The sequence below is a fragment of the Bacillus sp. 1021 genome, assembly GCF_014534735.1.
In the GTDB taxonomy this organism is placed as follows: Bacteria; Bacillota; Bacilli; order Bacillales; family Bacillaceae; genus Bacillus; species Bacillus siamensis.
In genome coordinates this window covers 286,293-309,918 of sequence record NZ_JACVSR010000004.1, presented here as the reverse complement: position 1 = coordinate 309,918, position 23,626 = coordinate 286,293, and the positions used below count along the sequence as shown (strand labels likewise).

Below are 23,626 nucleotides of genomic sequence, written 5' to 3'. Positions count from 1 at the left end.
AGCAGCCTTACGATAAAAGCTGCCCGAGAATATAGGTCAAATCATCACGTCTGGATGTTGTGTACGGATGAATTGATTTTGATATATCTTCTATTGAGTGTCCCTGCTTTAAGCAGGTGCGGATATGCGGAACCTCCAGCCCATCCGTGTAGATGATGAATGTCGCCCCTTTTTCGTATGATGACGTATACGTTTTGTATTTTTGCGGTTTGCCTGAGAGGTAACCCGAAATCGGGAGCGGATGAAAGACTTCGCCTGATGGGGAGTGCAGAAAGAAACGGACATTCCCGATCGAACAGTATGTCAGTTCTCTTTTGGTGAAATTGATTTTTAAGATGGAGGCAGTCGCCCCTCTTTTGTTTTTCATCGCTTGGTTACAGCGCTCAATGATGCTTTCCACATCCTCATCCGCATATGTTTCCACGATGTCTTTAATAGCTGAGGAGGATTCGTTGGCAAGGGATCCGCTGCCGAGACCGTCGGCTACCGCGCAAACCAATTCCTCTTCATCCGCCTTTATGAAAAAGCTGTCCCCGCATATGGACTTGCCTTCTTTATTTAATTGGTATACAAGAGTTTGAACATGTTCGTTTTCTTCAACCTGAATCATTACATTAGCTCCATGGAGGGATCTCCAATCAAGGCCTCTCTCAGTTTTTTCACCGCTTTCCGCTGTAGGCGCGAGACGTGCATTTGAGATATTCCGAGAATGTCCCCTGTTTCTTTTTGGCTTTTATTTTGCACAAATGTTAGATCGATAATTTGTTTTTCGCGGTCAGACAGCACATGAAGCACGCTTTGGATCATCATTTGCTGGTTGACGCGTTCGTATCCTTCCTCGTGCGAACCGACGATATCAAGGATCGTGACGGTGCTTCCGTCTGCATCCGCTTCGATGCTGTGATCGACAGAAAGCGCCTGATAGCTTTTTCCCATCTCCATCGTTTCAAGCACTTCCTCTTCTGACACATCGAGAAAGGCTGCGATTTCTTCGACTTTCGGCGACCGCTGTGTCTCTGTCGTCAGCTGATCCACCGCCATTTTAATGCGCGGCCCGAGTTCTTTAATCCGTCTCGGGACGTGTACGCTCCATGTTTTATCTCGGAGGAAGCGTTTGATCTCGCCGATGATGGTCGGAATCGCAAATGCTTCAAAGGATTTGCCGACCTCCGGATCATAGCGTTTAATGGCGCCGAGAAGCCCGATCATCCCGACCTGGCGCAGATCCTCGTGAAAGCTTTTTCCTTTTGAATATTTCTTTGCCAGCATTTCGACGAGATTGGTATACACCTCGACGAGTGTCTCCTGGGCTTTTTTATTATCATGTATTTGAAAGTCGCGTATGAGCCGATCAACTTCATCTTTAGTTAGTTTCGTAGTTTTTGATGGTTGTGCCATGATCAACTCGCTCCCCATTTAAATACTTTGTCATCGCCACGGTTACGCCAGAGTTGCTTTGAACTTTGACTTCATCCATGAGCGTTTCCATTAAATATAGACCGAGTCCTCCTTCTGACAATTGATCGACTGTGTGCGAAGGCGTGTACGGCCCGAGATCCTGCTGCTTCTGATCAAAATCAAAGCTGTCTCCCTGATCGGCGACAATGACCTCCAGCCGATCCTCAAACACACCGAACCGCACGGATACTTCTCCCTTGTTTTCATCTTTGTATGCATGCTGGACAGCGTTTGTACAAGCTTCGCTGACAGCAATTTTCAAATCTTCAATGTCATCGTAGGTATAGCCCATTCTGCTGGCGACACCTGATAATGTAAGCCTGACGATCCCTACGTATTCCGGTTCGGCCGGAATTTTCATCTCAATATAATCAACTGATGTACTCATTGCACGCCACCTTCTGACTTTGCCGAAATGTCGATGATATCCTTAAGCCCCGTAATTTCAAACAGACGGACGAGCCGATCGGAAAGATTCTCAAGCTTCAAAGAACCGCCTTCCTTGCTCACCGTTTTAAACACGCCTACAAAAACGCCTAAACCCGTACTGTCCATATAGTTTACATCTTTTAAGCAGATTCTCATGTTTTTCCCCTCGTTTGCCAAGGGCATCAGCTTTTCACGAACCACCGGAGCTGAGTATACATCAATTTCTCCAGCGATATTGATTTGTATATCTGAAAGATTCTCCTTCATATCTACCGTTAAATTCATCGTATCACCTCTGAAAGTTATCCTTACTCGTGCTAATGGCTTTTTACCCGTGCTGCCGTCTTGTTAAACCTTTCTTTTCAAAACTATTAACGTAAAATCGTCATGAAGCTGAAAGTCCTGGAGTCTCAGCAGGCTGTCGTAAATATTTTTGACCATATCCTGCGCCGAGCATTCCATATGTTCTTCCAGCATGCGCTGAATGTCGCTGCGCTCCAAGAAACCGTTTTCCGTACGGCATTCGGTGACGCCGTCAGAAAAAAGAACGATCATGTCTCCTTCGTCCATGTGCTGTTCGTATTGGCTGTAATCAAAATCCTGAGAAATTCCCAGCACCAATCCTTTTGCCTCCAGATCATAAAACTTCTTTTCTTTTTCAGAGTAGTAGAAGCCCGGTTCATGCCCCGCAGAAGCATACGTAAATTGGTGATTTTTCGTATTGTAGTTTGCGTAAAACATGGTGATAAACATGCTTGAGTCCACATTCTGTTCTACAACGCGGTTAAGGTTTTTCAACACTTGGGAGGGGTGAATGCCGATCTCTGGAAGAGAGTCCATGGCATACTTGATCATCGACATGCACAATGCGGCGGGAATTCCTTTTCCGATGACATCGGCTATCGCGATGTTAATCGATTCCTTGTCTTTGACAAAGTGATAATAGTCCCCGCTCATCTGCTTGGCGGGAACGCTGATCGCCCCGATATCCAGCTCTTCTTCTTCAGGAATTTTTGTGCCCAGCAGCGTCTGCTGGACATTTGCGGCAATTTCAATTTCTGAACGAAGCTCCTGCTGGATATCTCTCAGACTTTGATGTTCCTGATAAGCCATCCCGTAGCCAATCATGACTTCTATTAAAAAATCCAGCGAATGAAAAACATCTTCCGGCAGATCCGGATACAGTTCCTTTATTACTTTTCGGTGGATGCTGATAATTTCCTCCGGAGGAACCTGATGTTCAATCGTTTTTCGGCTGAATTTTTGGGCTTGATATAAAGATGTTTCTGTTAATTCGGCTATATATCGGCTAAGCAGCTGATGGTACCGCTGCTCTATAACCTCCCTGAAATCCACGTTCTAACCTCCTACCGAAGCCATTTCACGGCTTGAATCTCTGTTCCTTCCTCTGCAACAGATTGCAGGCTGAATTCATCCATCAGCCTTTTGACGCCCGGAAGCCCCGCTCCCAGTCCGCCAGACGTTGAAAAGCCGTCTTCCATCACTTTACGGATGTCGGGGATTCCGGGTCCTTTGTCTTCTGCTATGATTTTAAGGCCTTTTTTACCTCTGTCGTTTACTTGTTCTATGCTGACCTGGCCCTTGCCGGCATATAAGTAGATATTTCTGGCCAATTCTGAGATAGCCGTCGTGATTCTGGCCTGATCCACCGTGCCGAAGCCTAATTCCCTCGCAACGTTGCGGCCAAGCTGTCTGGCGGCTACGATATCCCATTCTGTCATGATTTTCACACAGGATTGGTCGTTCATCGCTATTCCCCCAATTCCCGCTTCAATGTCTCAAGCCCTTGCTCTAAGTCGAGCGCTGTTTCGATTTCCTCAAGTGAGATTCCGAGTTCAATCAATGTGACCGCCACAGCCGGCTGAATTCCCGTCAACACGACTTTTGCGCCCATTAATTTTGACATGGTAATAACATCGCCGAGCACTTTCGCGATAAATGAATCGATCATATCAACGGATGTCAGGTCGATGACGACCCCGTTCGCGCCGGTTTCATAGATTTTGTTCAGCAGGTCTTCCTGAAAATGCAAAGCAGTCTGATCGTCAAGTTCCCATTGAATGGATACCAATAAGCAGTTATACAGTTTCAAGATCGGGATTTTTGGATGTCTCACAATGTTATTCCCCCAATGAAACGATTTTTCGATTTGTCATTTCAAGCGCTGTTTGAATTCCTTTTTGAAGGGTATTCTTCGTAATAACCTGTGACAAATCAATTCCCAGATTAACGATCGTCTGCGCGATTTCCGGACGGATTCCGACGAGCAGGCATTTCGCGCCGACAAGCCGCACCGCTTCCGATGCCTGGATAATATGGTGCGCCACCATCGTATCAACGACCGGCACGCCCGTAATATCAATCAATACAACCTGTGAACGGTGCTTCACGACGCCGTTTAACAGATTTTCCATAATGTGCTTTGCACGCTCCGTATCAATCGTCCCGACAAGCGGCATGACCGTTACATGCTCAAATACCGGGATCAGCGGAGCCGACAGTTCCTGAAGCGCGATTTTTTGCAAAGTAACCGTTTTTTCCCAGGAGATAGAATACTGATTTAAGATTTCCGTGTTGATCGGATTGAAAAAGCTGTCTATTTCCAAAATCAAATCCGCTCTGTCCTGATCGGCCATATTAAGGTCGACCATCGTTTCGTAAAGCAGTTTCCAAAACTCTGACAGGGTGGCTGAAAGAAGTTTCAGTGACAGGCCGAGCTGAACGGCGCGCAGTGCGAGTTCACTGATCTGCTCTTCGGTAGCCTCGTCATTTTTAGTCGATAATAAAAGAATGTCTATATAATCTTTACAAATATTTTCACATATGTGATTCGTAAGCTGATAGTCTTCCTGATTGCCTACTTCTTTTAGTTTGGCTGTCCAAGTATCAAGCAGTTCATCATGCTGATCAATAATGAACTGATACACTTTCTGATTCGACATGGGTTTCACTGACCTCCCGACACAAAACAACAAATTTTGTTTGATTATCTCTTTATTATAGCGCTTATGTTTTTCGAAAACAAAAAAAGTTGCTCTTTATGAGCAACCAGAAAAATATGACTAAAAATCAATGAGTGCCAAACTGATTTGCAGGGCTTCATCAACCTTATCCATCATTTCATTATCCAGATGAGTTATTTTATCCGTTAATCTTTGCTTGTCAATCGTCCGAATTTGCTCCAGCAAAATAACGGAATCTCTTTCAAAACCGTAGCGTTTTGCATCAATTTCGACGTGGGTTGGTAATTTCGCTTTCTGTATTTGGGCTGTTATGGCTGCAACAATAGCAGTCGGGCTAAAGCGATTTCCGATATCATTCTGGATCACTAAAACCGGGCGTACGCCGCCTTGCTCTGAGCCAACAACAGGAGATAAATCAGCAAAATAAACATCGCCGCGCTTTACAATCAAAATGATTATCCTCCGCTGACTAAGCGCTCAACGGTCGTTTCTGCTTCGCACTCAGCATAGTGAGCCTCAGAAGAAATGTTCAAGTTGATTTTCGCCATTTCCATATACCCGCGTCTCATCAAATCACGGTTGTGGCGAGTTGTCCGTTCGCTGACATACGCTCTCACTGCTTGTGATATCAGTTCGTTTCTGCTTCGTTTCTCCCGCATCGCTACACCATCCAATTCAGCTACTAAGTTTTCAGGCAAGCTGATTTTCATTTCGGTTCTTGCGCTGGATTCAGACAAAAAACATACACCTCCACCAAACTTACGGATACGACCAATTCATCCATCCAGACATAATGATACCATTATTCAAACGTCAAGCAAAGCTGTTTTATAAATTCTCTTTTTCCGGATGACGGCTACTTGCTTGTATTTTCTTGCAGTAAAGGATTTCTTACTTCCATTATACTCTCATTTTCCAAAAACATACGGGGAACGCGGGAACTAATGGTACAAGGGACCTCGTAATTAATCGTCTCAAGCCGCCCGGCGATTTCGTCCATCGTGATCGTTTCTTCTTTCTGGCTGCCGATCAGGGTGACTTTGGTGCCCGGCGGATAAGATTGGTCTAATTCGACCATCAATTGATCCATGCAGATCCTTCCGGCAATGTTCATCCGTCTGCCGCCGATCAGCACAGCCGTGCCGCTCAGCTTGCGGAGCCATCCGTCTGCATAGCCGATGGGAACGGTTCCGATCCATTGATCCTTCTCTGCCGTATATGTTGCACCGTAGCTGACGCTTTCCCCTTTGCGGATTTTTTTCACATGGGATAAAACAGAGTGCAGTGCAAAAGCCGGCTTTAATTGAAACGGAATTTCGTTTTGGATGTCAGCGGAAGGACGGAGCCCGTACATACTGATGCCGAAACGAACCGCGTTAAAGAAGCCTTTTTTAAGACGAAGTCCGGCAGCGCTGTTCGCGCAGTGAACCATCAATTCTTTTAAAGGAAGCGGAGCGATCAATTTTTTAAAGCGTTCAAATTGGAAGAGGAAATAATCCCTGTTTTTTTCATCCGCGGTTGCAAAATGGGTGAATACGCCTTTACAGACTAAACCGGGATTTTGGCCGAGGATTTTTAACACGCTTTGGATTTCTTCCTCCGTTTTGACTCCGAGTCTGTTCATGCCGGTATCGACTTTCAGGTGAAACGGCACTGTTTCACTTCCGAGGTGGCGCGCAGCTTCCTGAAGCCATTCAACAGAATATCCCGTCAGTGTGACGTCATATTCGGCAGCGGCTTGTACATATTCAGGGGGCACGGCGCCAAGGACGAGAATCGGCGCTGTAATGCCCCGTTTTCTCAAGGAGATCGCCTCATCCAGTATCGCTACGGCAAGACACGAGGCACCCGCTTCAAGCGCGGCTTTCCCGACTTCCAAATCTCCGTGGCCGTAAGCGTTCGCCTTTACAACCGCCATGAGATGGACGTTCTCGCCGATGTGTTTTTTCATATGTGTGACATTTTCTTTAATCGCAGACAGGTTGATTTCCGCCCACGTTTCTCTGTAAAAGGATGCTGTGTTCACTCGATACACTTCCTAGCATTATTTTCAAACCATATTGTTATTATCATACTAAAATTATTCTGCAAAGTGAAATGGAATCAAAAAAAGAGGCCGGCAGCGGCGGCCTCTTTTTGACGTTATTTTGAAGACTGTCCCTGCATGCTTTTGGCGGCGGCCACCATTTCGTCTTTCGTAAGATCCTTCGATGACAGGAGATAATCCACTCCGTCATATGTCCACGTTAAAGACGTATCGGATAGTGCGGCGACCGTGAAGCCGAGATTAACCGGTTCGCCTTTCAGCGTGACGGCAGAGGCTGCTTTTGCGATTTGGGCTTTTTCTTGAATGAGCGTGAATGATTTTTCCCCGCCGTATGTCATGACGACCCGTTTGCCGTCCGCGGTTGAAATATCTTTCTCTTCAAGCTTTTTGACGCCGGCCGGGACTTGAAGCGGTGTTTTGACGGCAAATGAATCAGACGGCTTAGCGCTTGTGGCGACGTCCATCTGGGAAAGCGTCATGTTTTTCTTCTCGTCAAAAGAGTCTTTGTCAAACGGTTTGTTGAATTCAAAGCTTTTGAATTCCACTTTTACCATCACTTTCCGGTCTGTATCCATGACTTTGACGAGCGACGGGCTCATGTCCTTTTTGTTGAAAGTGATTTCTTGCGTCGGCAGCATTTTGTTATGCTGATAGTTTGTTTTTGTTTCAAACGTGTACTTTTTATCTTTGGCGGAATAGACGGCGTCTTTGTCATTTTGCACGTCTTTTACAAGTGACTCAAACAAATATACTTGGCTGCTGTTATTCGGCCAGTCGCTTTGGAAGCGGAAGCTCTTATTTAAAGACGGCGTGAGGACAAAGACTCCGTTGGCGTTCCGTAAAATGACTTGATTTTGGTCTTTTTTCGGATTTTCCAGATAGACCCGGTACAGGGAAGGTTTTTTATGCCAGATTTCCACATTGTATACTTGCGGATCACTCCCCGTTTCAATGGTCATTTTGGCTTTTGCTTTGTACGAGGTGTATTCTTTCGCCTTCTTATCTAAACCGGTCACGATATCTTCCTGTGATTTTTGGCCGCAGGCCGAAAGAATAAGGACGGCAAGCAGTCCCGTTAAAAGCAAAACAAAGCTTTTTCTCACCTTTTTCCAACCCCTTCTTCTCAATTGATGTAAAGGGAAGAAATCGCTTGTTTGACTTTAACGGTACGCCCTGAACGGCCGGACGCGTACCATAAAAGCCTCAAACAACTTGTCTCCCTTAATGCACTATCAAATATATGAAGGGGTTTCGGCTAATATGCAGACTAGCGTGACAACCTTTCAATCACGACCTGCGCCGCGGCGTATTCTTTTGTATGGGTAATAGAGACGTGAATTGCCGCGCCGTCAAGCTTGGCGCAGGTCAGCATTGGCTTTCCGGCCGTGTCCTTTCCGATTTCAATATCCTGAAAGCTGAGCTCTTTGCCGATACCCGTGCCGTACGCTTTCGAAAATGCTTCTTTTGCCGCGAATCTTCCCGCGAGAAATTCAATTTTCCTTTTGTCCGACAGCTGTGTAAAACGGACGTATTCACCGTCCGTCAATATTCTTTGCGGAAATCTCGTCTGCCGGCTGAGCATGTTTTCAATTCTGTGCAGTTCAACGATGTCGATTCCGATTCCGAAAATCATGTGAATTCCTCCTAAAAGTCCGTACTAAAAAACGGTTTGTGTCATAAACGTGTTACTATATATGTAACAAATCAAGTGCAAAGGGGCTTGCGATGTTTATACGAACGGAAAATTTCCAGACTTTTATCAGACATTATCCCGCCGTCAGCTGTATTCTGGCGCTTCAGGCGTTTTTATGGCTGTTTTTCAGCCTGCCGCTTCATTCCGTCATGATGTGGTCAGATGCAGTGACCGGCTATAATTACGGTGTTTTCGAGGGAGAATGGTGGCGGCTGGTGACACCAATGTTTTTACACGCGAATTTCACCCATCTCCTGTTCAACTCCATGTCTCTGTTTTTATTCGCGCCCCCGCTTGAGCAGATGCTCGGAAAAGTCCGTTTTCTGATTGTGTACATCGCGTCAGGCATCATCGGCAATATCGGCACGTATCTTGTCGAGCCGCTTGATTATGTGCATGTCGGCGCATCAGGGGCGATCTTCGGACTTTTCGGCGTGTATGTGTTTCTGACTGTCTTCCGGAAAGAGCTGATCGGCCGGGACCAGTCAAAAATGATTATGACGCTGCTTGTCATCGCGGTACTGTCGACCTTTATCAATTCTAATATTAACATTATGGCGCATTTGTTCGGACTGGCAGGCGGATTTTTGTTTTCTTTTTTATGCGTGCAGCAAAAAAAGCGGCGGTATTAACCGTCCGCTTTTTCATATGAATACCAGCGCCCGATGCGTTCGGCATCTTCCTCACTGACATCCTTCAGCATGACATGCTCCATGTGGTGAGCTGATTTCACTGCGGTAGCCACGGATGCGAGCCGTCTTCTTTTTTGCAGAATAGACCGGCTGACTTCCAGCATCTGCATTCTTCTTCTCAGCATAATCGTGGTCGTCTTCCCGACCAGCCTCGTGGTGATCTGAAGCCTGCCGCCGTTTATGCACCATGACGCTGTCCTAAACGAGGCATATCCAAGCACCAGTTCGGCAGGAAGCACAAGCAGCGATGCATATCCCCACGGTTTAAACAGAATACAAAGCGGGATGATCACGAAAACCGAAAAGATAACGGATCGGAATAAATACCGGCGCAGCGCCCTTTTCGGCAAATGATTCCGGTTTTCTTCCAGCACGTAATCCAGTGTGAAACCGTTCAGCATCACACCGAGCTTGGATCTGCGGATGATCGGAAACAGAATCGTTTGAGCGCCTTCTTTCTCATTCCCCGCCCTGCCTGCACTGACAATCGCAACCGTCGCGTATCCGAATAGCTGTCTGATGACATTTTCTTTAATTTTAATGGCCTGAATTTTACGGAGCGGGATCGTCACTTGATGCTTTTCAATAATTCCGCGTGTAATGACCAATTCATGTTCCTTTTTCTCTATTTTGAAGTTGGCATGCTTGATCATCATACCGGCGATGCTTAACAGCCAGGCGATGAACAATCCTATGAAAATGATCACGGCGTAAATGCCAATGCTCGCATGCTTGAGAAAAGAGAACCTGTCATAGAGCCAGTCCATCGGAAATACTTCATCAATCTGAGAAAAGAGGGCGAATACCGCTGAGATGATGACACCGATTCCCCCGGATGTTGAAGCCGCCATAAGCAGCTCGCCTAAAGACAGCCGGTAGACGGATTGCACATCACCCCTAGGCATCGGCTCCTGCTCCGCCGCTGTCTCTCGGTGTTCTTCCAGCTCGGCTTTTTGCTGAAAAACCGCCGCTCTGATCCGTTCCGCCTCTTCCACGGTAATGGCGGATAAGACGGCCTCGGCATTTTTTCCGTCGCCGGCCGTTTCGATTTGCAGCTTAACCAGCTTAAAAAGCTGCTGAATGACGCCTGCACTCGTATTCATTGATTGAATCCGGTCAATGGAGATGTATCTTTTTTTTGTAAAAAATAAGCCTTCTTCTATTCTGAATTCCCCGTCTTCAATGCGATATGTAAACTTTCTCCATTCGATCACGCTTGCTGCAATCAGCCAGATAAGCAAAACGGCGAGCGCAATGCCTCCGTAAAAGCGGATGAAATGGTTGGAATTAACAATATAGACAAGAAAAAATGGCAGAATAATGTTTTTAATGGTTTCGATAATAATATGGAATAAGTTCAAAATCACGGCCGCCGGGTGCAGACGTTTCGGTTCAGACATCATCTTCCGTCACCCTTGCCAGACGGGAAATGGAATCCCTCAGCCGGTCAGCTTCCTCCATATCAAGCGCCGGAATGGAATGAACGGTCGCCGCCGTGGAGATTTTGACTGAGGCCAGGCGGTATCTTCTGAGAAGCGGGCCTTGTGAAGTATCTACGTGCTGCACCCTCACCATCGGCACAATGACCCGTTTGACAATAAAAATGCCGGATTGAATATCTATTTCATTTTCATGGACTTCATAGCGCCAGATCCTGTGCCTGATTTTCGGTATGGCATAGATGGATATCACTGAGCCGATGATCCAAATGATGCCGAGGACTCCGGTGATCCAATACGGCCAATGGAAGAAATGGCTTAAAACAGCTGCTGCTATAACGGCCAGAAGACAAACGGCGGACAGGATGATTTCCTGAAGACGCCAGACTTTTAAGCCGCTTGGACTGATTCGATTTTTTGGCTGTGCTCTCAACATACCTACCTCCCATTTTTTATCATACATACAAATACGGCTGATTTGCAAAAAAGATTCACTTTCCGGCATATCAAAAAAAAAGCGGACCCTGTAAAAGGGTCCGCTTCCTGTGTTTTAGTATGATTTTTTCTGGCGTCTGTCACCTGAAGAACGGCGGTCAGTTGAACGTTTTTTATCGTAGGAAGAACGGTTGGTGTTTTTCCCTTTGCCGCCGCCGCGGTAGCCGCCGCCTTGGCCGTCTCTGCGCTTAGAAGTACGCTGGTTTTTATAGCGTTTGCTGACCATCGGCGCTTCATCAGTGAGGCGTACAGGCGTGCTGTCCGGCTCTTTTGTCGCCATTTTGATGGCTGCAGCCACAACTGTCACTGCATCATGATCTTCTAACAATTCCGCAGCTGCCGTCATGTAGAAGTTCAGGTTGTTTTCGCTGATCGCCGTGCGCAGACGGTCAACCGTCACCTGCTGCTGTCCTTCTAATGCTTCGTCAAGCGTCGGCTCTTTCATGCGGTCCATTTTGCGTTTTGTCGTTTGTTCAATCGCGCGAAGCATGCTTTTCTCACGCGGTGTGATAAACGTCATCGCCATACCCGTTTTTCCTGCACGGCCCGTTCTTCCGATACGGTGAACGTAGCTTTCAGGATCTTGAGGCACGTCAAAGTTGTACACGTGTGTTACGCCTGAGATATCAAGTCCGCGGGCGGCAACATCAGTCGCTACAAGAACTTCGATTGCACCTTCTTTAAATTTACGAAGCGCAACCATACGCTTCGCCTGCGTTAAGTCGCCGTGAATTCCTTCAGCTGCATATCCGCGCAGGTTCAAGGCTTCAGCCAGCTCATCGACACGGCGTTTTGTACGTCCGAATACGATCGCAAGTTCCGGAGACTGAATGTCAAGAAGACGAGTCAGCGTATCGAACTTTTTACGCTCTTGCACTTCCAAGTAGAACTGCTGAATGTTGGAAACAGTCATTTCTTTCGCTTTTACTTTTACATGCTCAGGCTCAGTCATGAAACGCTCTGCGATCCGTTTGATCGGAGCAGGCATTGTTGCTGAGAATAGAAGCGTTTGGTGCTCGCTCGGCACGTTTGAGAGAATTGATTCGATATCATCAATGAATCCCATGTTCAGCATTTCATCAGCCTCATCCATGACAACCGTATTCACGTTGTTAAGACGGATCGTGCGGCGGTTGATATGGTCAAGAAGACGCCCCGGCGTACCTACGATGATATGCGGGTTTTTCTTCAATGCGCGGATCTGACGCCCGATATCCTGGCCGCCGTAAATAGGCAGCACTTTCGCGCGCTTATCTTGTCCGATTTTATATAACTCTTCAGATACTTGAATGGCTAATTCACGGGTTGGCGCGATTACGATTGCTTGAATATTAGGAGACTCGGGGTTCATTTTTTCAACAAGGGGTATACCGAACGCAGCTGTTTTACCTGTACCTGTTTGCGCTTGTCCGATGACATCTTTATTTAAAAGTCCGAGCGGAATCGTTTGTGCCTGAATCGGTGTTGCTTCTTCAAATCCCATACGGTTGATTGACTTCATGAGATCAGAACTTAATTGGAAATCTTGAAACGTTATAGTCAAATTATTCAAACTCCTTCTGATTGCTGTTTCAGTAATGTCGTGATTTACCACTAAAAACTGCCCTTTCATCAAAGGACAGGATCATACGTATACAAAGCCCGAATTACTTTACGTTTAATCTTACCATTACACTATGTGTTTTTCAATAAGGCGAGATGTTCAAGCTGCCGGAAGCGGCCTGACCGGATTCTTCCCGCAAATGACGCCGGCCCCCGCGCCGGGCGGGATTTTCCAGCCGGCGGTCTTTCTTTTTCATACGGACAGAATTATTTCACCCGGATTTAGTTTCTTCATTTTTATAAATTTTTATGAGGCTGATCAGTATTTCTTCAGTTCTCCTCTAATAAATCTTTAACGATTTCTTCAAGCTTCATACCTCTTGATGCTTTAAACAGAAGGAGATCGCCGGAAGCGGCCTTTTCCTGTATGGCGTGAAGCAGTTCTTTTTTTTCGAGATAATGGCTGACGCGGCCTTCTTCAAAATGCCGGCGTGCTCCGTCAGCGATGAACGCGCCGAGAGTGCCGTACGTAAATACATGGTCGATCTCCTCCGGATTGATCGCGGCTCCGCATTCTTCGTGGAATGCTTTTTCATGATCACCGAGTTCAAGCATATCACCGAGCACGAGCATTTTCTTCCGGTAGCCTTTCATCGTTTCGATTAATTCGACCGCCGCTTTCATTGACGTCGGACTTGCATTATACGCGTCGTTAACGATTGAGATGCCGTTGTCCGTTTTGACCAATTCCAATCTCATTCCCGTCACTTTCAGGCGGCTCAGTCCAAGAGCGGCATTTTCGGGCGTAATGCCGAAATAGATGCCCGCGGCGTATGCAGCCATGGCATTCATGACATTATGTCTGCCGAGAACGGGAACAAAGAAAGAACGATCAATACCGTCGATACTGAAATAAGTGCCTTCTTCCGCCTGTTTCATTTCTTTCAGGCGGAGATCATTGTCCGCGCCTGCGCCGTATGTCGTTGTCCGGCAAGTGTACGCCCTTTCGCGAAGCAGCGGCTCATCCCCGAAATAAAACAGAACGCCGTCTTCCCGAAGTCCGTTTATAATTTCTAGTTTCGCCTCCGCAATTCCTTCTCTTGAACCTAAATCCTGCATATGGGATTCACCGATATTGGTAATGACGGCAGCTTCCGGTTCGGCGAGACGGCTCAGAAAATCAATTTCGCCTCTCGCGCTCATCCCCATTTCTAAAACGGCGATTTCTGTATCTTCGGGCATGGCCAACACCGTCAGCGGCAGGCCGATATGGTTGTTGAAATTGCCTGCGGTTTTGTGAACGCGGTATTGAGTGCCGAGGACGGCGTGAAGCATGTCTTTTGTTGTCGTTTTTCCGTTGCTTCCGGTCACCCCGATAACCCGTGTGCCGAGCTCTTTTAAGTAAGCTTTTGCCAATGTTTGCAGCGCCTCCAGCGTGTCATCGACAAGGATCACGGCACGCTCTTGCGGCGGATTCGGCTCAGAGCGGTCCCACAATACCGCGGAGACGCCTTTTTCGAATGCTTGCGGCACAAAGGTATGACCGTTAAAATGCTCTCCTTTTAAAGGAATGAACAGCTGATTTTTTTCCAAAGTCCGCGTATCGGTTGCGGCGCCCTCAATCATCGTTTGTTCAAATACAGGATTTGTCAGTGTGCCTTTGACCATGTCTGCGATTCGTTTTACAGTTCGCTTTATCAAAGGTGGCACCTCGCTTTCTGAAAATGTTGTCTGTTACGGGAAAAGACACTGCCCTCTTCAGGCAGTGTCCGTCTTCATTAAAATGTATGTTTAATCAGCTGTTTTTCGGCATGGCGTTCTTTTGCCAGCTCAACCAGCTGCTCGATCAGATCGCTGTAATCTACGCCGGCTTCTTTCCACAGCAGCGGGAACATGCTGAATGGCGTAAAGCCCGGCATTGTGTTCACTTCGTTAATGAGCACTTGACCGTCATTGGTCAGGAAGAAATCGGCGCGGACAAGGCCTGAGCCATCAATCGCTTTGAAGGCTTTAATCGCCATCTCGCTGATTTCCGCGTACTGTTCATCCGTCACTTGCGCGGGAATCATTAAATCCGTATCGCCGTCTTCGTATTTCGCTTTATAGTCGTAAAAGTCGGTCTTCGGAGCGATTTCACCGACGGCGGAACATTTCGGTTCGTCATTTCCGAGCACGCCGATTTCGATTTCTCTGCCGGCGATTCCTTCTTCCACAACAATTTTCCGGTCATACTCAAAAGCCAGTTCGAAAGCTTTTTCAAGCTCTTCACGGTTTCGGCATTTGCTGATTCCGACACTTGACCCGAGGTTCGCCGGTTTGACAAAGCACGGATACCCCAGCTCCTCTTCAACTTGCTGTAAGCAGCTGTCCGGCGTCTGTTTCCAATCCTTTTTTAAGAAAGCGGCATACTTCGCCTGCGGAAGCCCCGCTTGAGCGAACAAATGCTTCATGATAACTTTATCCATGCCGGCTGATGATGCAAGCACTCCGTTGCCGACATAAGGAACATTCAGCAGCTCCAGCAGCCCTTGAATCGTGCCGTCTTCACCGTTCGGTCCGTGGAGAAGCGGAAATACGACGTCAATCGGCGCCTTCTCGTCAGCCGACGCTTCAGGAAACATTTCCCGGTTCAATGCTGAAAGAGCGAAACTTTCACCATTTTGTTCCAGCTGAAGCATTTTCACGTTGGAAACCGGTTCAGTCAGAAGCGGGCCTCTTTGCCACTCTCCTTTTTCAGTGATGTAAATCGGATGTATATCAAACTTATCAGTATTAAGCGCTTTTGTTACAGCCAGTGCTGTCTGCAGCGATACATTGTGTTCGGCTGACTTTCCGCCGTACACCAATCCTAGACTTGTTTTCAATGGATATTCCCCCCACAGCAATTCATCTTTACTATCTTATCATTTTCATCAGAAAATGATCTAATTATTTTTGGGCATTCTGAATATGAAAGCATTTGTATGTAATTCCTTTTTATTTTATATTAAAATGGCATGGAAAAGGAGATGTGTCATATGAAAAAAATCAGTACAACAGAACAATTTAATGAACTTATTCAATCCGACAAGGAAATCATCGTGAAATTTTTCGCTGACTGGTGCCCTGACTGCACGCGCATGAATATGTTCATCGGCGATATTTTGGAAGAATATAATCAAAATGATTGGTATGAGCTGAACAGAGACGAACTCCCTGAGCTTGCCGACAAATATCAAGTGATGGGCATCCCGAGCCTTCTGGTCTTTAAAGACGGTGAAAAGAAAGCGCATCTGCACAGCGCAAACGCGAAAACTCCGGAAGAAGTCACAGAGTTTTTATCACAGCATATTTAATTCGTTTCGTGATCTTTGTTTATGACTTCAGGCTCTACATGAACATGGACATGAGTCACATCATGTTCATGTTTTATTGCACATTCGACCTCATCGGCTACTTCATGACCTTCTTTCACAGACAGTCCCGGATCTACCGTAATGACCATTTCCACATGAACCGTGCTTCCCAAATACCTTGCTTTCACGTCCTTCAGCCTGCTGACTTCTTTTATTTCTTTCACCGTATGTTTGTACGGTTCCAAATCTTTCAAGTCAAATCCGTCCGTCAATGAGTGGGAAGCATCTTTGAAGATGTCCCATGCCGTCTTACAGATGATGATCCCGATCAGAAAAGCAATGACCGGATCAATCCACGGCAGATGAAAGCGGGCCGTTATGACACCTATAAACGCCCCAATACTGACATATGCGTCAGATCGGCTGTCTTTCGCCGCCGCATGAAGCGCCGAACTTTTGATCCGATTTGCAAGACGGCTGTTATATACATACATGCCGTACATGACGATCGCGCTTCCGAGCGCCGTCCATGCCGCAATGTAGCTCGGCTCGGCCTCCGTTCCGCTGACAACCGCCTTCGCCCCACCGATCAGCACTTCAATCCCGACCGCCATCATAATAAAAGACGCAATTAGTGAAGAAATTGTTTCAGCCCGATAATGTCCGTAGGCATGATCGCTGTCCGCGGGGCGCTGGGAAATCCGGAGCCCGATCAGCACAGCAAGAGATGCGACAATATCCGTGGCATTATTTAACCCGTCCGCTCTGAGCGCTTCGGAATGATAAATAAGACCGATCGCCAATTTGACGGCGGCAAGGATGAGGTATGCGGCGATATTCAGAATCGCGCCTTTCTCGCCCCGTTTTAAATTTGCCGTTTGATCATTCATGTAAGGACTCCTCCATTCTCATTCATAGTATGGATGGAAAAGCAGAAAAATAGCAGCTTTGATATGCCGGAAATGCAATCAATTCGACAGCATTATTCCCCGGGAAACTTTTTGTCGAAAAATTGGCGGTATTTTCTCTTTACATATGAATAGGCTCATTGTATACTTTCATTAACTGATAATGATTCTCAATATCATTTGATTAGAAGGGTAATCATGAGATCTTCTCCTCAACTCAGATCATCATTCGAAGGACGTAAAAAACATCTGATCCATTTGCTGATCAGTAACGGAATATACAAGAAGTCGGAACGGCACTTATATGAATTATCGCTTGGAGAGTTAGAAAGCGAATATCAAATATGTAAGGAAGGTGCGGGCTCATGGCGAAACGGAAAATAAAAACATACGAACAGCTGATAAAAGAAAACAAGGCGGCCATTATGAATAATCAAAAGCTGATGAATGTCATTTATGACAGAATCGACCGCAAGCATCAAAAATTGCTCCGGCACAACAGCCATACATAAAAAGAGCCTATTTCAGGCTCTTTTTTTATTGCTCAAAGGCTTCCGCCGCTAATTTGCCGATTACCGCATCGTCCATCGGCGGGTTGTGAAGGCCGGCGCGGACGTCCCGGTAATACCGCTGAAGCGGGTTGTTTCGCTCCAGGCTTTTCGCGCCAGTGATTCTCATGGCTTTATCAACAACGGAAAGGACGGCATTTGTCACAATATGTTTTGCCGCGCCGAGTTCGCTTTTGATGAAAGGGCGGCGTTTCGGGTCATCATACATTTGCGCCGCCGTGAAAAGAAACTGTCTCGCTTTTAACAATTCAAGCTCCATTTCCCCGACCCGCTGCAAAACGGCCGGCACGTCTTTAATCGGTCCGTTCAGGCTGTTCGGCGAATATTCGGATGCAAACCGGACGGCATAGTCCCTTGCTGCTTGAGCGATACCCAAATAAGCAGCGGGAATGTGAAGCAGCCAGCCATTCACTTTCGCCGCTCTCGGCCCGCTGATAAGCTCCACGAGCCGCTCGTCACTGACCGTGACATCATTTAAAATGAGGTCGTGGCTTCCGGTCGCCTTCATGGCGATCATATCCCACGTTTCTTCGACTGAAACGCCTGCCTGATCTTTATGAATGAGAAAAACACCGGTCGTTTGTTTTTCTTCAATCCATGCCGTCACAAGCATATAATCCAAAGTCAGCGAAAGGGTTGTAAAAGTTTTCCGGCCGCTCAGCACCCATTTTCCGTCTTTTTTGACAGCGGAAGTGCCGGGTCTTCCTCCCCTCGTCGGACTGCCGGTCTGCCGTTCAGTCGCTGCCCGGTTCAGGACGGCTCCCTTTTTCACCTCTTCTGTGATAAAAGAAAAGACATCTTCATTCCAGCTGTTTTCTTCTCCGAGCTCTCCCATGACAGATAAATGCCAGCCGATTCCGAGAGCAACGGCCGCGTCTCCCCGCGCCAGCCGTTCCTGAAACAGCACCATATCATAAACGGAAATGCCTGCACCGCCGAAGGTCTCAGGTACCGTTAACGCCGTATATCCCGCGGCCCGCAGTCTTTCAATTTTCTCCGCGGGAAAACGGCCCTCTTCGTCATCAAGCGCGGCTGTTTTTTGAAATTCGTCTGCAAGCAGGCCGATTTTTCCCATCCATTCTCTCTGCCGTTCGTTCTGTATCCATAAAGACACTGGAATCCCCCCATTATAATTCCGATAAAGTTAATAAGTATTATAGAGATTCAAGTCCCGTTTCGCAACTGTAAGGCTGTACAAAAAAACACGCTATTCCATAGAATAGCGTGTTCAGACTGCTTCCGGGCCGCGGTCCTGCTTGAGCCCGAGATAAATCAGCATATATGTGAGGTAACCCATCGTCATCACCAGTCCGCCAAAGAAAAAGCTTGAGAAAATCGGCTCCTCAAACGCGGTAACCGCCGCAAGCACGATCCAGCTTGTATACAGGTAGATGATGAAATAACGGAATCCCGTCTTCATTTTATATAAGAGAAACAGACCCACTGTAGAAAACAATCCCAGCGCAAGCCTGAAATAAACAAGATGTTCGAATTGGAACATGAATGACACAAAGGAAAAACCAAGCAATAACACAATCGGTAATGCGGTAATAAAATTTCTCAAGTGAGCACCTCCGTCATTACCTTTATTATAAATCAAAATAGCATAAATTATTGATTTATCGTGATCTTTTTCACAAAAATGTCATTCCTTTACTTTATACCCGAACATCGCGTTTGCAAAAGCTCCACCAAGCGACGGCTAAGAAGAAGACGATATGGATAATGATAATGCCTGTCGAAAATAACGGCGTCATTCCCGCAAACAGCGGTTTCGCCCCGCTCATGTATTGCGTCAGGTCCGTATTCGCGAACAGCAGGAAGCTTCCCCATTTGTTTTGGAAGACTGACATAATCGTCACAAGTGATTTCGCGCCGTACAGGACGATAAATGACAGAATGACGGCCGTTGCGCTGTTACGGAATAAGGAAGAGCACAGCAATCCGAAGCATGCCATCGCAAATGCCTCGACCCAGTTCGTGCCGATTACTTTCAGTGTGTTCACAAGAAGCGTCCCTGATTCAGATGTCACCGACACTCCGAAGAAAGCCATACCGAACAGCAGAGACAGAATATAGTACGCCGCATACAGGTACAAGCTGACCAAAAATACGGTAATGAGTTTAGATATAAAAATCCGCTCCCGTTTTACCGGACGGATTAACAAAAATTTAATCGTTTTCTTATCAAATTCAGCTGAAATGATCGTCGCCGCAATGACAATCGTTAATGCTTCAAGCAGAATATTGAGCCCGGGCGCGTACGCCATATAGCCGATGAAATTCTCGTCCGTTCCGGAGCTGATGACAAGCCGTTTAATGACGAGCGCCATAATAAACTGAAGAACGGCCATCAAAATCAGCGCCACTAATGAGACTTTACGATTAAAGAGTTTCATATGCTCATTCGCTGTCAATTTAAACATTCGTCTCCCCCTCCTCTTGAAGCGCCGTCGTCACTTTCATGAATTCATCCTCAAGCGATTCCGCATACGGCATGATGGAATACACGAGAAAGTCTTGTCCGACGAGCGCCCGGTTTAATTCCGGGATGTCCTTCTTCGCTACGGTGACGGTAATGCCCCCGCCGTTTTTCTCCGGAGCAAACTGCTGTTGGGACAGCCATTCGAATGCTTCGTCAGCAGGCTGTATGTCGAGGATGGCTTTTTCTTCTTTTTCCGCTGCGCCTCGCAGAACGACCTCTGTTTTGATTTCACCTTTTTGAATGATGATGACACGGTCGCAAAGGTCCTCCACTTCACGCAATAAATGCGTCGCAAAGAGAATACTCGTCCCTTCAAGCTCCGCGAGCTCTTTTAAGTGATCGCGAAAATCTTTCATTCCGCCGGGATCAAGCCCGTTTGTCGGTTCATCTAAAATGAGCAGATTCGGACGGTGAAGAATGGCCTGTGCAATCCCGAGACGCTGACGCATGCCGAGGGAATACGTTTTAACTTTGTCGTGAACGGCATTTGCGAGCCCGACCCGCTCGATGACTTCCTGAAGCCTGTCCTCTTTGATGTTTTTGTGCATGTTGGCAAAGTGCTTCAGGTTTTCCCATCCCGTCAGATACGGGTAGAATTCAGGGTTTTCCACGATCGCGCCGACGGATTCCAACGCTTTTTCGAACTCAGTATCGTGCTGAAAGCCGTTAATTGTAATCGTGCCGCTGTTTTTCTTTAAAAGACCGACGATGATGCGGATCAATGTAGTTTTTCCCGACCCGTTCGGACCGAGCAAACCGATGATCTCGCCCTGCCTGACATCCATGCTGATGTTTTTCAAAATGTGCTTTTTGCCTATTGTTTTGTCAAGGCCTTCAATATGTAAAATCGGCTCAGTCATACAGCCTTCCTCCCTTTTCAAAAAAAAATAAACAGTGCCCGTACATAAGGCACTGTCTGCATTATAACATTTGTCATTTATTCGTGAAGAGCCGGGGCTGTTACGTCTTCTCCGGCCCCGGTCCGGATTTTTCTTTCTCTTCATTATTGACGACATCCAGAATATCCAGAAGGAACACAAAAATCGGAATCCCGATAATCAGGCCCCAAATGCCGAAGAAATGTTCCGAGAAAATCAAAACCGTAAAGGTAAAAAAGATCGGAAGTTCCGTTTTCGCTGACATCAGTTTCGGATTGAGGAAGTACGTCTCAATCGCATGAATGACGAAAATGACCAATACGATGTAGATGACGTACGCAGCGCCGCCCGTCGTATACGCGATGATACTGAGCGGGATGAGCGAAATCACCACACCCGCCACGGGAATGAGCCCGAGGAAAAAGACCATGATGGACAGGCCGAACAGCTGCGGAAAATGCAGAATGGCCAATGCGATGAAGGTGAGGATACAGTTCACCAGCGCGATAATAAATTGTGCTTCAATCACTTTGCCGAATGTTCTCGCAAACTTGCTGCCGAAAAAAGCAAGTTCATAGTAAAAGACAGACAGCTTGCTGTGCTGAAATTTTTTCATGAATTCCGTGAGCCGCTTTTTCTCGAACAGGAAAAACATGCTGAGAATCAGTGACATCACGACCTGCAAACCGAAAGTGCTGATATCGGCCAAGTATGTATACAGTACATTAAATCCTTCTTTTACATAAGAACCGATATTAATGTCCCCGAACACGCTCGATATTTCATCATAAAACGGGATGACATCGGGATGATACGCGATGTGCTTGATCTGCTTAATCAGCTGTTCAATCTGCTTGGCAACAATCGGGTAGAAGACAAAACCTCCCACAGTCGCTCCGACAGCCAGCGCAATATATAAAATGGTGATGACCACCCTCTGACTGATACGGAAAAAATGGTTCAACACGTGCCGGATGACAGTCTCCAGCCGATCCATCAGAAAAGTAAAAATAAACGTAAGCAAAATCAAATTAATCATACTTCGGAATACAACTAACACCCCAGTCAAAACAAGAAAAACGGAAAAACGTCTGACACCCGGATGCTGAAAAAATTTAAAAATAGCCGCCATTTATACACTCCTGCTAGGACAAAAAGCCCTTAGATTTCATCTTTCACTCTCTAATTGTAAATTATATAACAAAATGACGCTAAGGTCTTTGTCCACCTCCTAATAAATTTAAACAAATTTATCTTTTTTACTCATGGCAGACAAAAAAAAGAACGGCATGCCGGATGCAGGCCGTTCCTCCCATTTTATACCGCCGTTTTCATTTCTTTTACGGCCTGTGTGCTTTTTGCTTCGTCAAACTCATTTTCGCTCTTGGCTACGATGATCGTGGCGATTCCGTTTCCGATCAGATTGACGATCGCCCTTCCTTCACTCATAAAGCGGTCAACACCGAGGAGCAGCGCAAGCCCCTCCAGCGGGATCACCTGGAGCGCCGACAAAGTGGAGGCGAGCACGATAAATCCGCTTCCGGTTACGCCCGCCGCGCCTTTTGATGTCAGCATTAACACGAGAATGATTGTAACCTGCTGACCGATGGTAAGGTCAACGCCGAACACCTGCGCCAGAAAAACCGTCGCCATGGAAAGGTAAATCGAGGTGCCGTCCAGATTAAAGGAATACCCCGTCGGAATCACAAGACCGACAACCGATTTGGAACAGCCGTAGCGCTCCATTTTATCCATCATCCGCGGCAGAACGGACTCAGAAGAGCTTGTGCCGAGAACGATGAGCAGTTCATCTTTAATAAACCGGAGATAGTTCCACAAACTGAAACCGAAAAGCTTGCAAATGATATTCAAAGCGACAAATACAAACAGGAACATTGTAACGTATACAGACAGCATCAGACTCGCCAGCGGCTTGATGGAATCAAGTCCGAAGTGCCCGATCGTATAGGCCATGGCCCCAAATGCGCCGATCGGCGCCGCGCGCATGATGTAGCCGATGATCTTGAAAAAGACGTGCGACAGTTTATCGAAGAAATCAATAATGCTTTTGCCTCTTTCACCGAGCGCTGCCAAGCCGACTCCGAATAAAACAGAAAAGAATAAGACCTGAAGAATGTCACCTTTCGCAAAAGCGTCAACCATGTTTGACGGAACGATGTGAGTGATAAATTCAATCCAATCAATTCCCTGTCCCCCGTTTTGCGTGTACTGAGAGACATCCCCTTTTTCAAGCTTGCTGTAATCAAGCCCCTCACCGGGTTTCATGATATTGACGACCAGAAGTCCGATAATAAGGGCAATGGTGGTCACGACTTCAAAATAAATAAATGCTTTTCCCCCGACTTTGCCGACTTTTTTCATATCTCCCATCTTGGCGATGCCAAGCACGATCGTCAGGAATATGATCGGTGCGATAATCATTTTTACCGCATTGATAAATGTATCGCCGAGCGGTTTCATCTGTTTCCCGGCCTCAGGCCATACAAGCCCGACGATGACGCCGATGATGACCGCCGTGATGACTTGCACCGTGAGATTTTTGAATATTTTCATCCCTGCTCCCCCTTGCCTCTCGCTGTGTCTATGCTGAAATGATAGCGTTTTCAAATGAAGAGGGGAAGCTTATGTTCATAACGGACATTTTGGTCTTT

General features: G+C 46.7%; 28 protein-coding genes and 1 pseudogene. 4 read left to right on the top strand and 25 right to left on the bottom strand.

The genetic code is table 11. From position 1 onward, the window contains the following. Positions 1 to 7 precede the first annotated feature (7 nt). The 13 genes from rsbX to acpS all read right to left on the bottom strand — a co-directional run bounded on the left by rsbX (position 8) and on the right by acpS (position 8,551). Positions 8 to 610, bottom strand: a complete 603-nt coding sequence (gene rsbX, locus ICW23_RS16000) for a phosphoserine phosphatase RsbX (RefSeq protein ID WP_016937167.1) — start codon at positions 608 to 610, stop codon at positions 8 to 10. Further along, on the bottom strand, positions 610 to 1,398 hold the full coding sequence (sigB, locus tag ICW23_RS15995) for an RNA polymerase sigma factor SigB (RefSeq protein ID WP_016937168.1): 789 nt from the start codon (positions 1,396 to 1,398) through the stop codon (positions 610 to 612). The genes rsbX and sigB overlap by 1 nt, the downstream gene beginning before the upstream one ends. After that, entirely contained in the window at positions 1,364 to 1,846 is a 483-nt protein-coding gene (gene rsbW, locus ICW23_RS15990; RefSeq protein WP_003156173.1) for an anti-sigma B factor RsbW, read from the bottom strand. The genes sigB and rsbW overlap by 35 nt, the downstream gene beginning before the upstream one ends. Beyond that, positions 1,843 to 2,172, bottom strand: coding sequence for an anti-sigma factor antagonist (locus ICW23_RS15985; protein ID WP_016937169.1), 330 nt, complete (start codon positions 2,170 to 2,172; stop codon positions 1,843 to 1,845). The genes rsbW and ICW23_RS15985 overlap by 4 nt, the downstream gene beginning before the upstream one ends. A gap of 63 nt (positions 2,173 to 2,235) precedes the next feature. Further along, positions 2,236 to 3,243 carry a PP2C family protein-serine/threonine phosphatase gene (locus tag ICW23_RS15980; RefSeq protein ID WP_016937170.1) on the bottom strand — a complete coding sequence of 336 codons (1,008 nt, stop codon included), beginning with the start codon at positions 3,241 to 3,243 and terminating at the stop codon, positions 2,236 to 2,238. 11 nt (positions 3,244 to 3,254) lie between these two features. Continuing rightward, positions 3,255 to 3,656 carry an anti-sigma regulatory factor gene (locus ICW23_RS15975; RefSeq protein ID WP_045927020.1) on the bottom strand — a complete coding sequence of 134 codons (402 nt, stop codon included), beginning with the start codon at positions 3,654 to 3,656 and terminating at the stop codon, positions 3,255 to 3,257. A gap of 2 nt (positions 3,657 to 3,658) precedes the next feature. Beyond that, positions 3,659 to 4,024, bottom strand: coding sequence for an RsbT antagonist protein RsbS (gene rsbS, locus ICW23_RS15970; protein WP_003156180.1), 366 nt, complete (start codon positions 4,022 to 4,024; stop codon positions 3,659 to 3,661). 4 nt (positions 4,025 to 4,028) lie between these two features. Next, positions 4,029 to 4,850, bottom strand: coding sequence for an STAS domain-containing protein (locus ICW23_RS15965; RefSeq protein WP_003156182.1), 822 nt, complete (start codon positions 4,848 to 4,850; stop codon positions 4,029 to 4,031). A gap of 120 nt (positions 4,851 to 4,970) precedes the next feature. Next, a complete protein-coding gene (gene ndoA, locus ICW23_RS15960; RefSeq protein WP_188154780.1) occupies positions 4,971 to 5,321 on the bottom strand; it encodes a type II toxin-antitoxin system endoribonuclease NdoA in 351 nt (116 codons plus the stop codon). Between the two features lie 5 nt (positions 5,322 to 5,326). Next, entirely contained in the window at positions 5,327 to 5,608 is a 282-nt protein-coding gene (endB, locus tag ICW23_RS15955; protein WP_003156188.1) for a type II toxin-antitoxin system antitoxin EndoAI, read from the bottom strand. A 119-nt stretch (positions 5,609 to 5,727) separates the two neighbouring features. Next, positions 5,728 to 6,897, bottom strand: a complete 1,170-nt coding sequence (alr, locus tag ICW23_RS15950; protein WP_016937171.1) for an alanine racemase — start codon at positions 6,895 to 6,897, stop codon at positions 5,728 to 5,730. Between the two features lie 116 nt (positions 6,898 to 7,013). Beyond that, the gene (locus tag ICW23_RS15945) at positions 7,014 to 8,021 is read right to left on the bottom strand and encodes a LolA family protein (protein ID WP_016937172.1); all 1,008 of its coding nucleotides are present in this window, start codon (positions 8,019 to 8,021) and stop codon (positions 7,014 to 7,016) included. 164 nt (positions 8,022 to 8,185) lie between these two features. Then, complete coding sequence (gene acpS / locus ICW23_RS15940; protein ID WP_188154779.1) at positions 8,186 to 8,551, bottom strand: holo-ACP synthase; 366 nt, start codon at positions 8,549 to 8,551, stop codon at positions 8,186 to 8,188. Between the two features lie 92 nt (positions 8,552 to 8,643). On the opposite strand from acpS, the gene ICW23_RS15935 reads away from it, so the two are divergent. After that, positions 8,644 to 9,243, top strand: a complete 600-nt coding sequence (locus tag ICW23_RS15935; RefSeq protein ID WP_188154778.1) for a rhomboid family intramembrane serine protease — start codon at positions 8,644 to 8,646, stop codon at positions 9,241 to 9,243. Here ICW23_RS15935 and ICW23_RS15930 read toward each other — a convergent pair. The 5 genes from ICW23_RS15930 to ICW23_RS15910 form a co-directional block, all read right to left on the bottom strand. Beyond that, entirely contained in the window at positions 9,240 to 10,706 is a 1,467-nt protein-coding gene (locus tag ICW23_RS15930; protein ID WP_188154777.1) for a PH domain-containing protein, read from the bottom strand. The genes ICW23_RS15935 and ICW23_RS15930 overlap by 4 nt on opposite strands. Further along, on the bottom strand, positions 10,696 to 11,175 hold the full coding sequence (locus tag ICW23_RS15925) for a PH domain-containing protein (RefSeq protein ID WP_029575265.1): 480 nt from the start codon (positions 11,173 to 11,175) through the stop codon (positions 10,696 to 10,698). The genes ICW23_RS15930 and ICW23_RS15925 overlap by 11 nt, the downstream gene beginning before the upstream one ends. A gap of 117 nt (positions 11,176 to 11,292) precedes the next feature. Next, entirely contained in the window at positions 11,293 to 12,780 is a 1,488-nt protein-coding gene (gene cshA / locus ICW23_RS15920) for a degradosome RNA helicase CshA (RefSeq protein ID WP_047476319.1), read from the bottom strand. 329 nt (positions 12,781 to 13,109) lie between these two features. Beyond that, the gene (locus tag ICW23_RS15915; RefSeq protein ID WP_064778180.1) at positions 13,110 to 14,480 is read right to left on the bottom strand and encodes a UDP-N-acetylmuramoyl-tripeptide--D-alanyl-D-alanine ligase; all 1,371 of its coding nucleotides are present in this window, start codon (positions 14,478 to 14,480) and stop codon (positions 13,110 to 13,112) included. Positions 14,481 to 14,557: 77 nt separating this feature from the next. Continuing rightward, positions 14,558 to 15,643 (bottom strand): D-alanine--D-alanine ligase, encoded by a 1,086-nt coding sequence (locus tag ICW23_RS15910; protein ID WP_013351087.1) that lies wholly within the window; start codon positions 15,641 to 15,643, stop codon positions 14,558 to 14,560. Between the two features lie 153 nt (positions 15,644 to 15,796). Between ICW23_RS15910 and ICW23_RS15905 the strand changes: the two genes are divergently transcribed. Then, on the top strand, positions 15,797 to 16,114 hold the full coding sequence (locus ICW23_RS15905; RefSeq protein WP_016937180.1) for a thioredoxin family protein: 318 nt from the start codon (positions 15,797 to 15,799) through the stop codon (positions 16,112 to 16,114). On the opposite strand, the gene ICW23_RS15900 is transcribed toward ICW23_RS15905, so the two are convergent. Further along, positions 16,111 to 17,004, bottom strand: a complete 894-nt coding sequence (locus tag ICW23_RS15900) for a cation diffusion facilitator family transporter (RefSeq protein ID WP_047476314.1) — start codon at positions 17,002 to 17,004, stop codon at positions 16,111 to 16,113. The two genes, ICW23_RS15905 and ICW23_RS15900, sit on opposite strands and share 4 nt — an antisense overlap. 216 nt (positions 17,005 to 17,220) lie before the next feature. Here ICW23_RS15900 and ICW23_RS15895 point away from each other — a divergent pair. Then, positions 17,221 to 17,395 (top strand): annotated as a pseudogene (locus ICW23_RS15895) (Fur-regulated basic protein FbpA); the annotation flags it as partial. Then, positions 17,388 to 17,534, top strand: a complete 147-nt coding sequence (fbpB, locus tag ICW23_RS15890) for a Fur-regulated basic protein FbpB (protein ID WP_003156206.1) — start codon at positions 17,388 to 17,390, stop codon at positions 17,532 to 17,534. The pseudogene ICW23_RS15895 and the gene fbpB, both read left to right, overlap by 8 nt. Before the next feature lie 25 nt (positions 17,535 to 17,559). Here fbpB and ICW23_RS15885 read toward each other — a convergent pair whose 3' ends face one another. From ICW23_RS15885 to dctP, 6 genes are all read right to left on the bottom strand, one after another. Further along, a complete protein-coding gene (locus ICW23_RS15885) occupies positions 17,560 to 18,705 on the bottom strand; it encodes an acyl-CoA dehydrogenase family protein (protein WP_188154776.1) in 1,146 nt (381 codons plus the stop codon). A 114-nt stretch (positions 18,706 to 18,819) separates the two neighbouring features. Then, the gene (locus ICW23_RS15880) at positions 18,820 to 19,155 is read right to left on the bottom strand and encodes a hypothetical protein (RefSeq protein ID WP_045927183.1); all 336 of its coding nucleotides are present in this window, start codon (positions 19,153 to 19,155) and stop codon (positions 18,820 to 18,822) included. Positions 19,156 to 19,249: 94 nt separating this feature from the next. Beyond that, a complete protein-coding gene (locus ICW23_RS15875) occupies positions 19,250 to 19,990 on the bottom strand; it encodes an ABC transporter permease (protein WP_095242095.1) in 741 nt (246 codons plus the stop codon). Between the two features lie 19 nt (positions 19,991 to 20,009). After that, positions 20,010 to 20,936, bottom strand: coding sequence for an ABC transporter ATP-binding protein (locus tag ICW23_RS15870; RefSeq protein ID WP_188154775.1), 927 nt, complete (start codon positions 20,934 to 20,936; stop codon positions 20,010 to 20,012). Between the two features lie 100 nt (positions 20,937 to 21,036). Next, positions 21,037 to 22,086: an AI-2E family transporter gene (locus tag ICW23_RS15865; RefSeq protein WP_016937187.1), complete on the bottom strand. Its 1,050-nt coding sequence runs from the start codon at positions 22,084 to 22,086 to the stop codon at positions 21,037 to 21,039. A gap of 185 nt (positions 22,087 to 22,271) precedes the next feature. Then, the gene (gene dctP / locus ICW23_RS15860; RefSeq protein WP_012116859.1) at positions 22,272 to 23,528 is read right to left on the bottom strand and encodes a C4-dicarboxylate transporter DctP; all 1,257 of its coding nucleotides are present in this window, start codon (positions 23,526 to 23,528) and stop codon (positions 22,272 to 22,274) included. Positions 23,529 to 23,626: the final 98 nt, after the last annotated feature.

Bases quoted from the DNA above. Each gene is read 5' to 3' on its own strand.
- rsbX (WP_016937167.1), bottom strand. From the start codon at position 610: ATGATTCAGGTTGAAGAAAACGAACATGTTCAAACTCTTGTATACCAA.
- sigB (WP_016937168.1), bottom strand. From the start codon at position 1,398: ATGGCACAACCATCAAAAACTACGAAACTAACTAAAGATGAAGTTGAT.
- rsbW (WP_003156173.1), bottom strand. From the start codon at position 1,846: ATGAGTACATCAGTTGATTATATTGAGATGAAAATTCCGGCCGAACCG.
- ICW23_RS15985 (WP_016937169.1), bottom strand. From the start codon at position 2,172: ATGAATTTAACGGTAGATATGAAGGAGAATCTTTCAGATATACAAATC.
- ICW23_RS15975 (WP_045927020.1), bottom strand. From the start codon at position 3,656: ATGAACGACCAATCCTGTGTGAAAATCATGACAGAATGGGATATCGTA.
- ICW23_RS15965 (WP_003156182.1), bottom strand. From the start codon at position 4,850: ATGTCGAATCAGAAAGTGTATCAGTTCATTATTGATCAGCATGATGAA.
- acpS (WP_188154779.1), bottom strand. From the start codon at position 8,551: ATGATTTTCGGAATCGGAATCGACATCGTTGAACTGCACAGAATTGAA.
- ICW23_RS15935 (WP_188154778.1), top strand. From the start codon at position 8,644: ATGTTTATACGAACGGAAAATTTCCAGACTTTTATCAGACATTATCCC.
- ICW23_RS15930 (WP_188154777.1), bottom strand. From the start codon at position 10,706: ATGATGTCTGAACCGAAACGTCTGCACCCGGCGGCCGTGATTTTGAAC.
- ICW23_RS15905 (WP_016937180.1), top strand. From the start codon at position 15,797: ATGAAAAAAATCAGTACAACAGAACAATTTAATGAACTTATTCAATCC.
- ICW23_RS15900 (WP_047476314.1), bottom strand. From the start codon at position 17,004: ATGAATGATCAAACGGCAAATTTAAAACGGGGCGAGAAAGGCGCGATT.
- fbpB (WP_003156206.1), top strand. From the start codon at position 17,388: ATGGCGAAACGGAAAATAAAAACATACGAACAGCTGATAAAAGAAAAC.
- ICW23_RS15875 (WP_095242095.1), bottom strand. From the start codon at position 19,990: ATGAAACTCTTTAATCGTAAAGTCTCATTAGTGGCGCTGATTTTGATG.
- ICW23_RS15870 (WP_188154775.1), bottom strand. From the start codon at position 20,936: ATGACTGAGCCGATTTTACATATTGAAGGCCTTGACAAAACAATAGGC.
- ICW23_RS15865 (WP_016937187.1), bottom strand. From the start codon at position 22,086: ATGGCGGCTATTTTTAAATTTTTTCAGCATCCGGGTGTCAGACGTTTT.
- dctP (WP_012116859.1), bottom strand. From the start codon at position 23,528: ATGAAAATATTCAAAAATCTCACGGTGCAAGTCATCACGGCGGTCATC.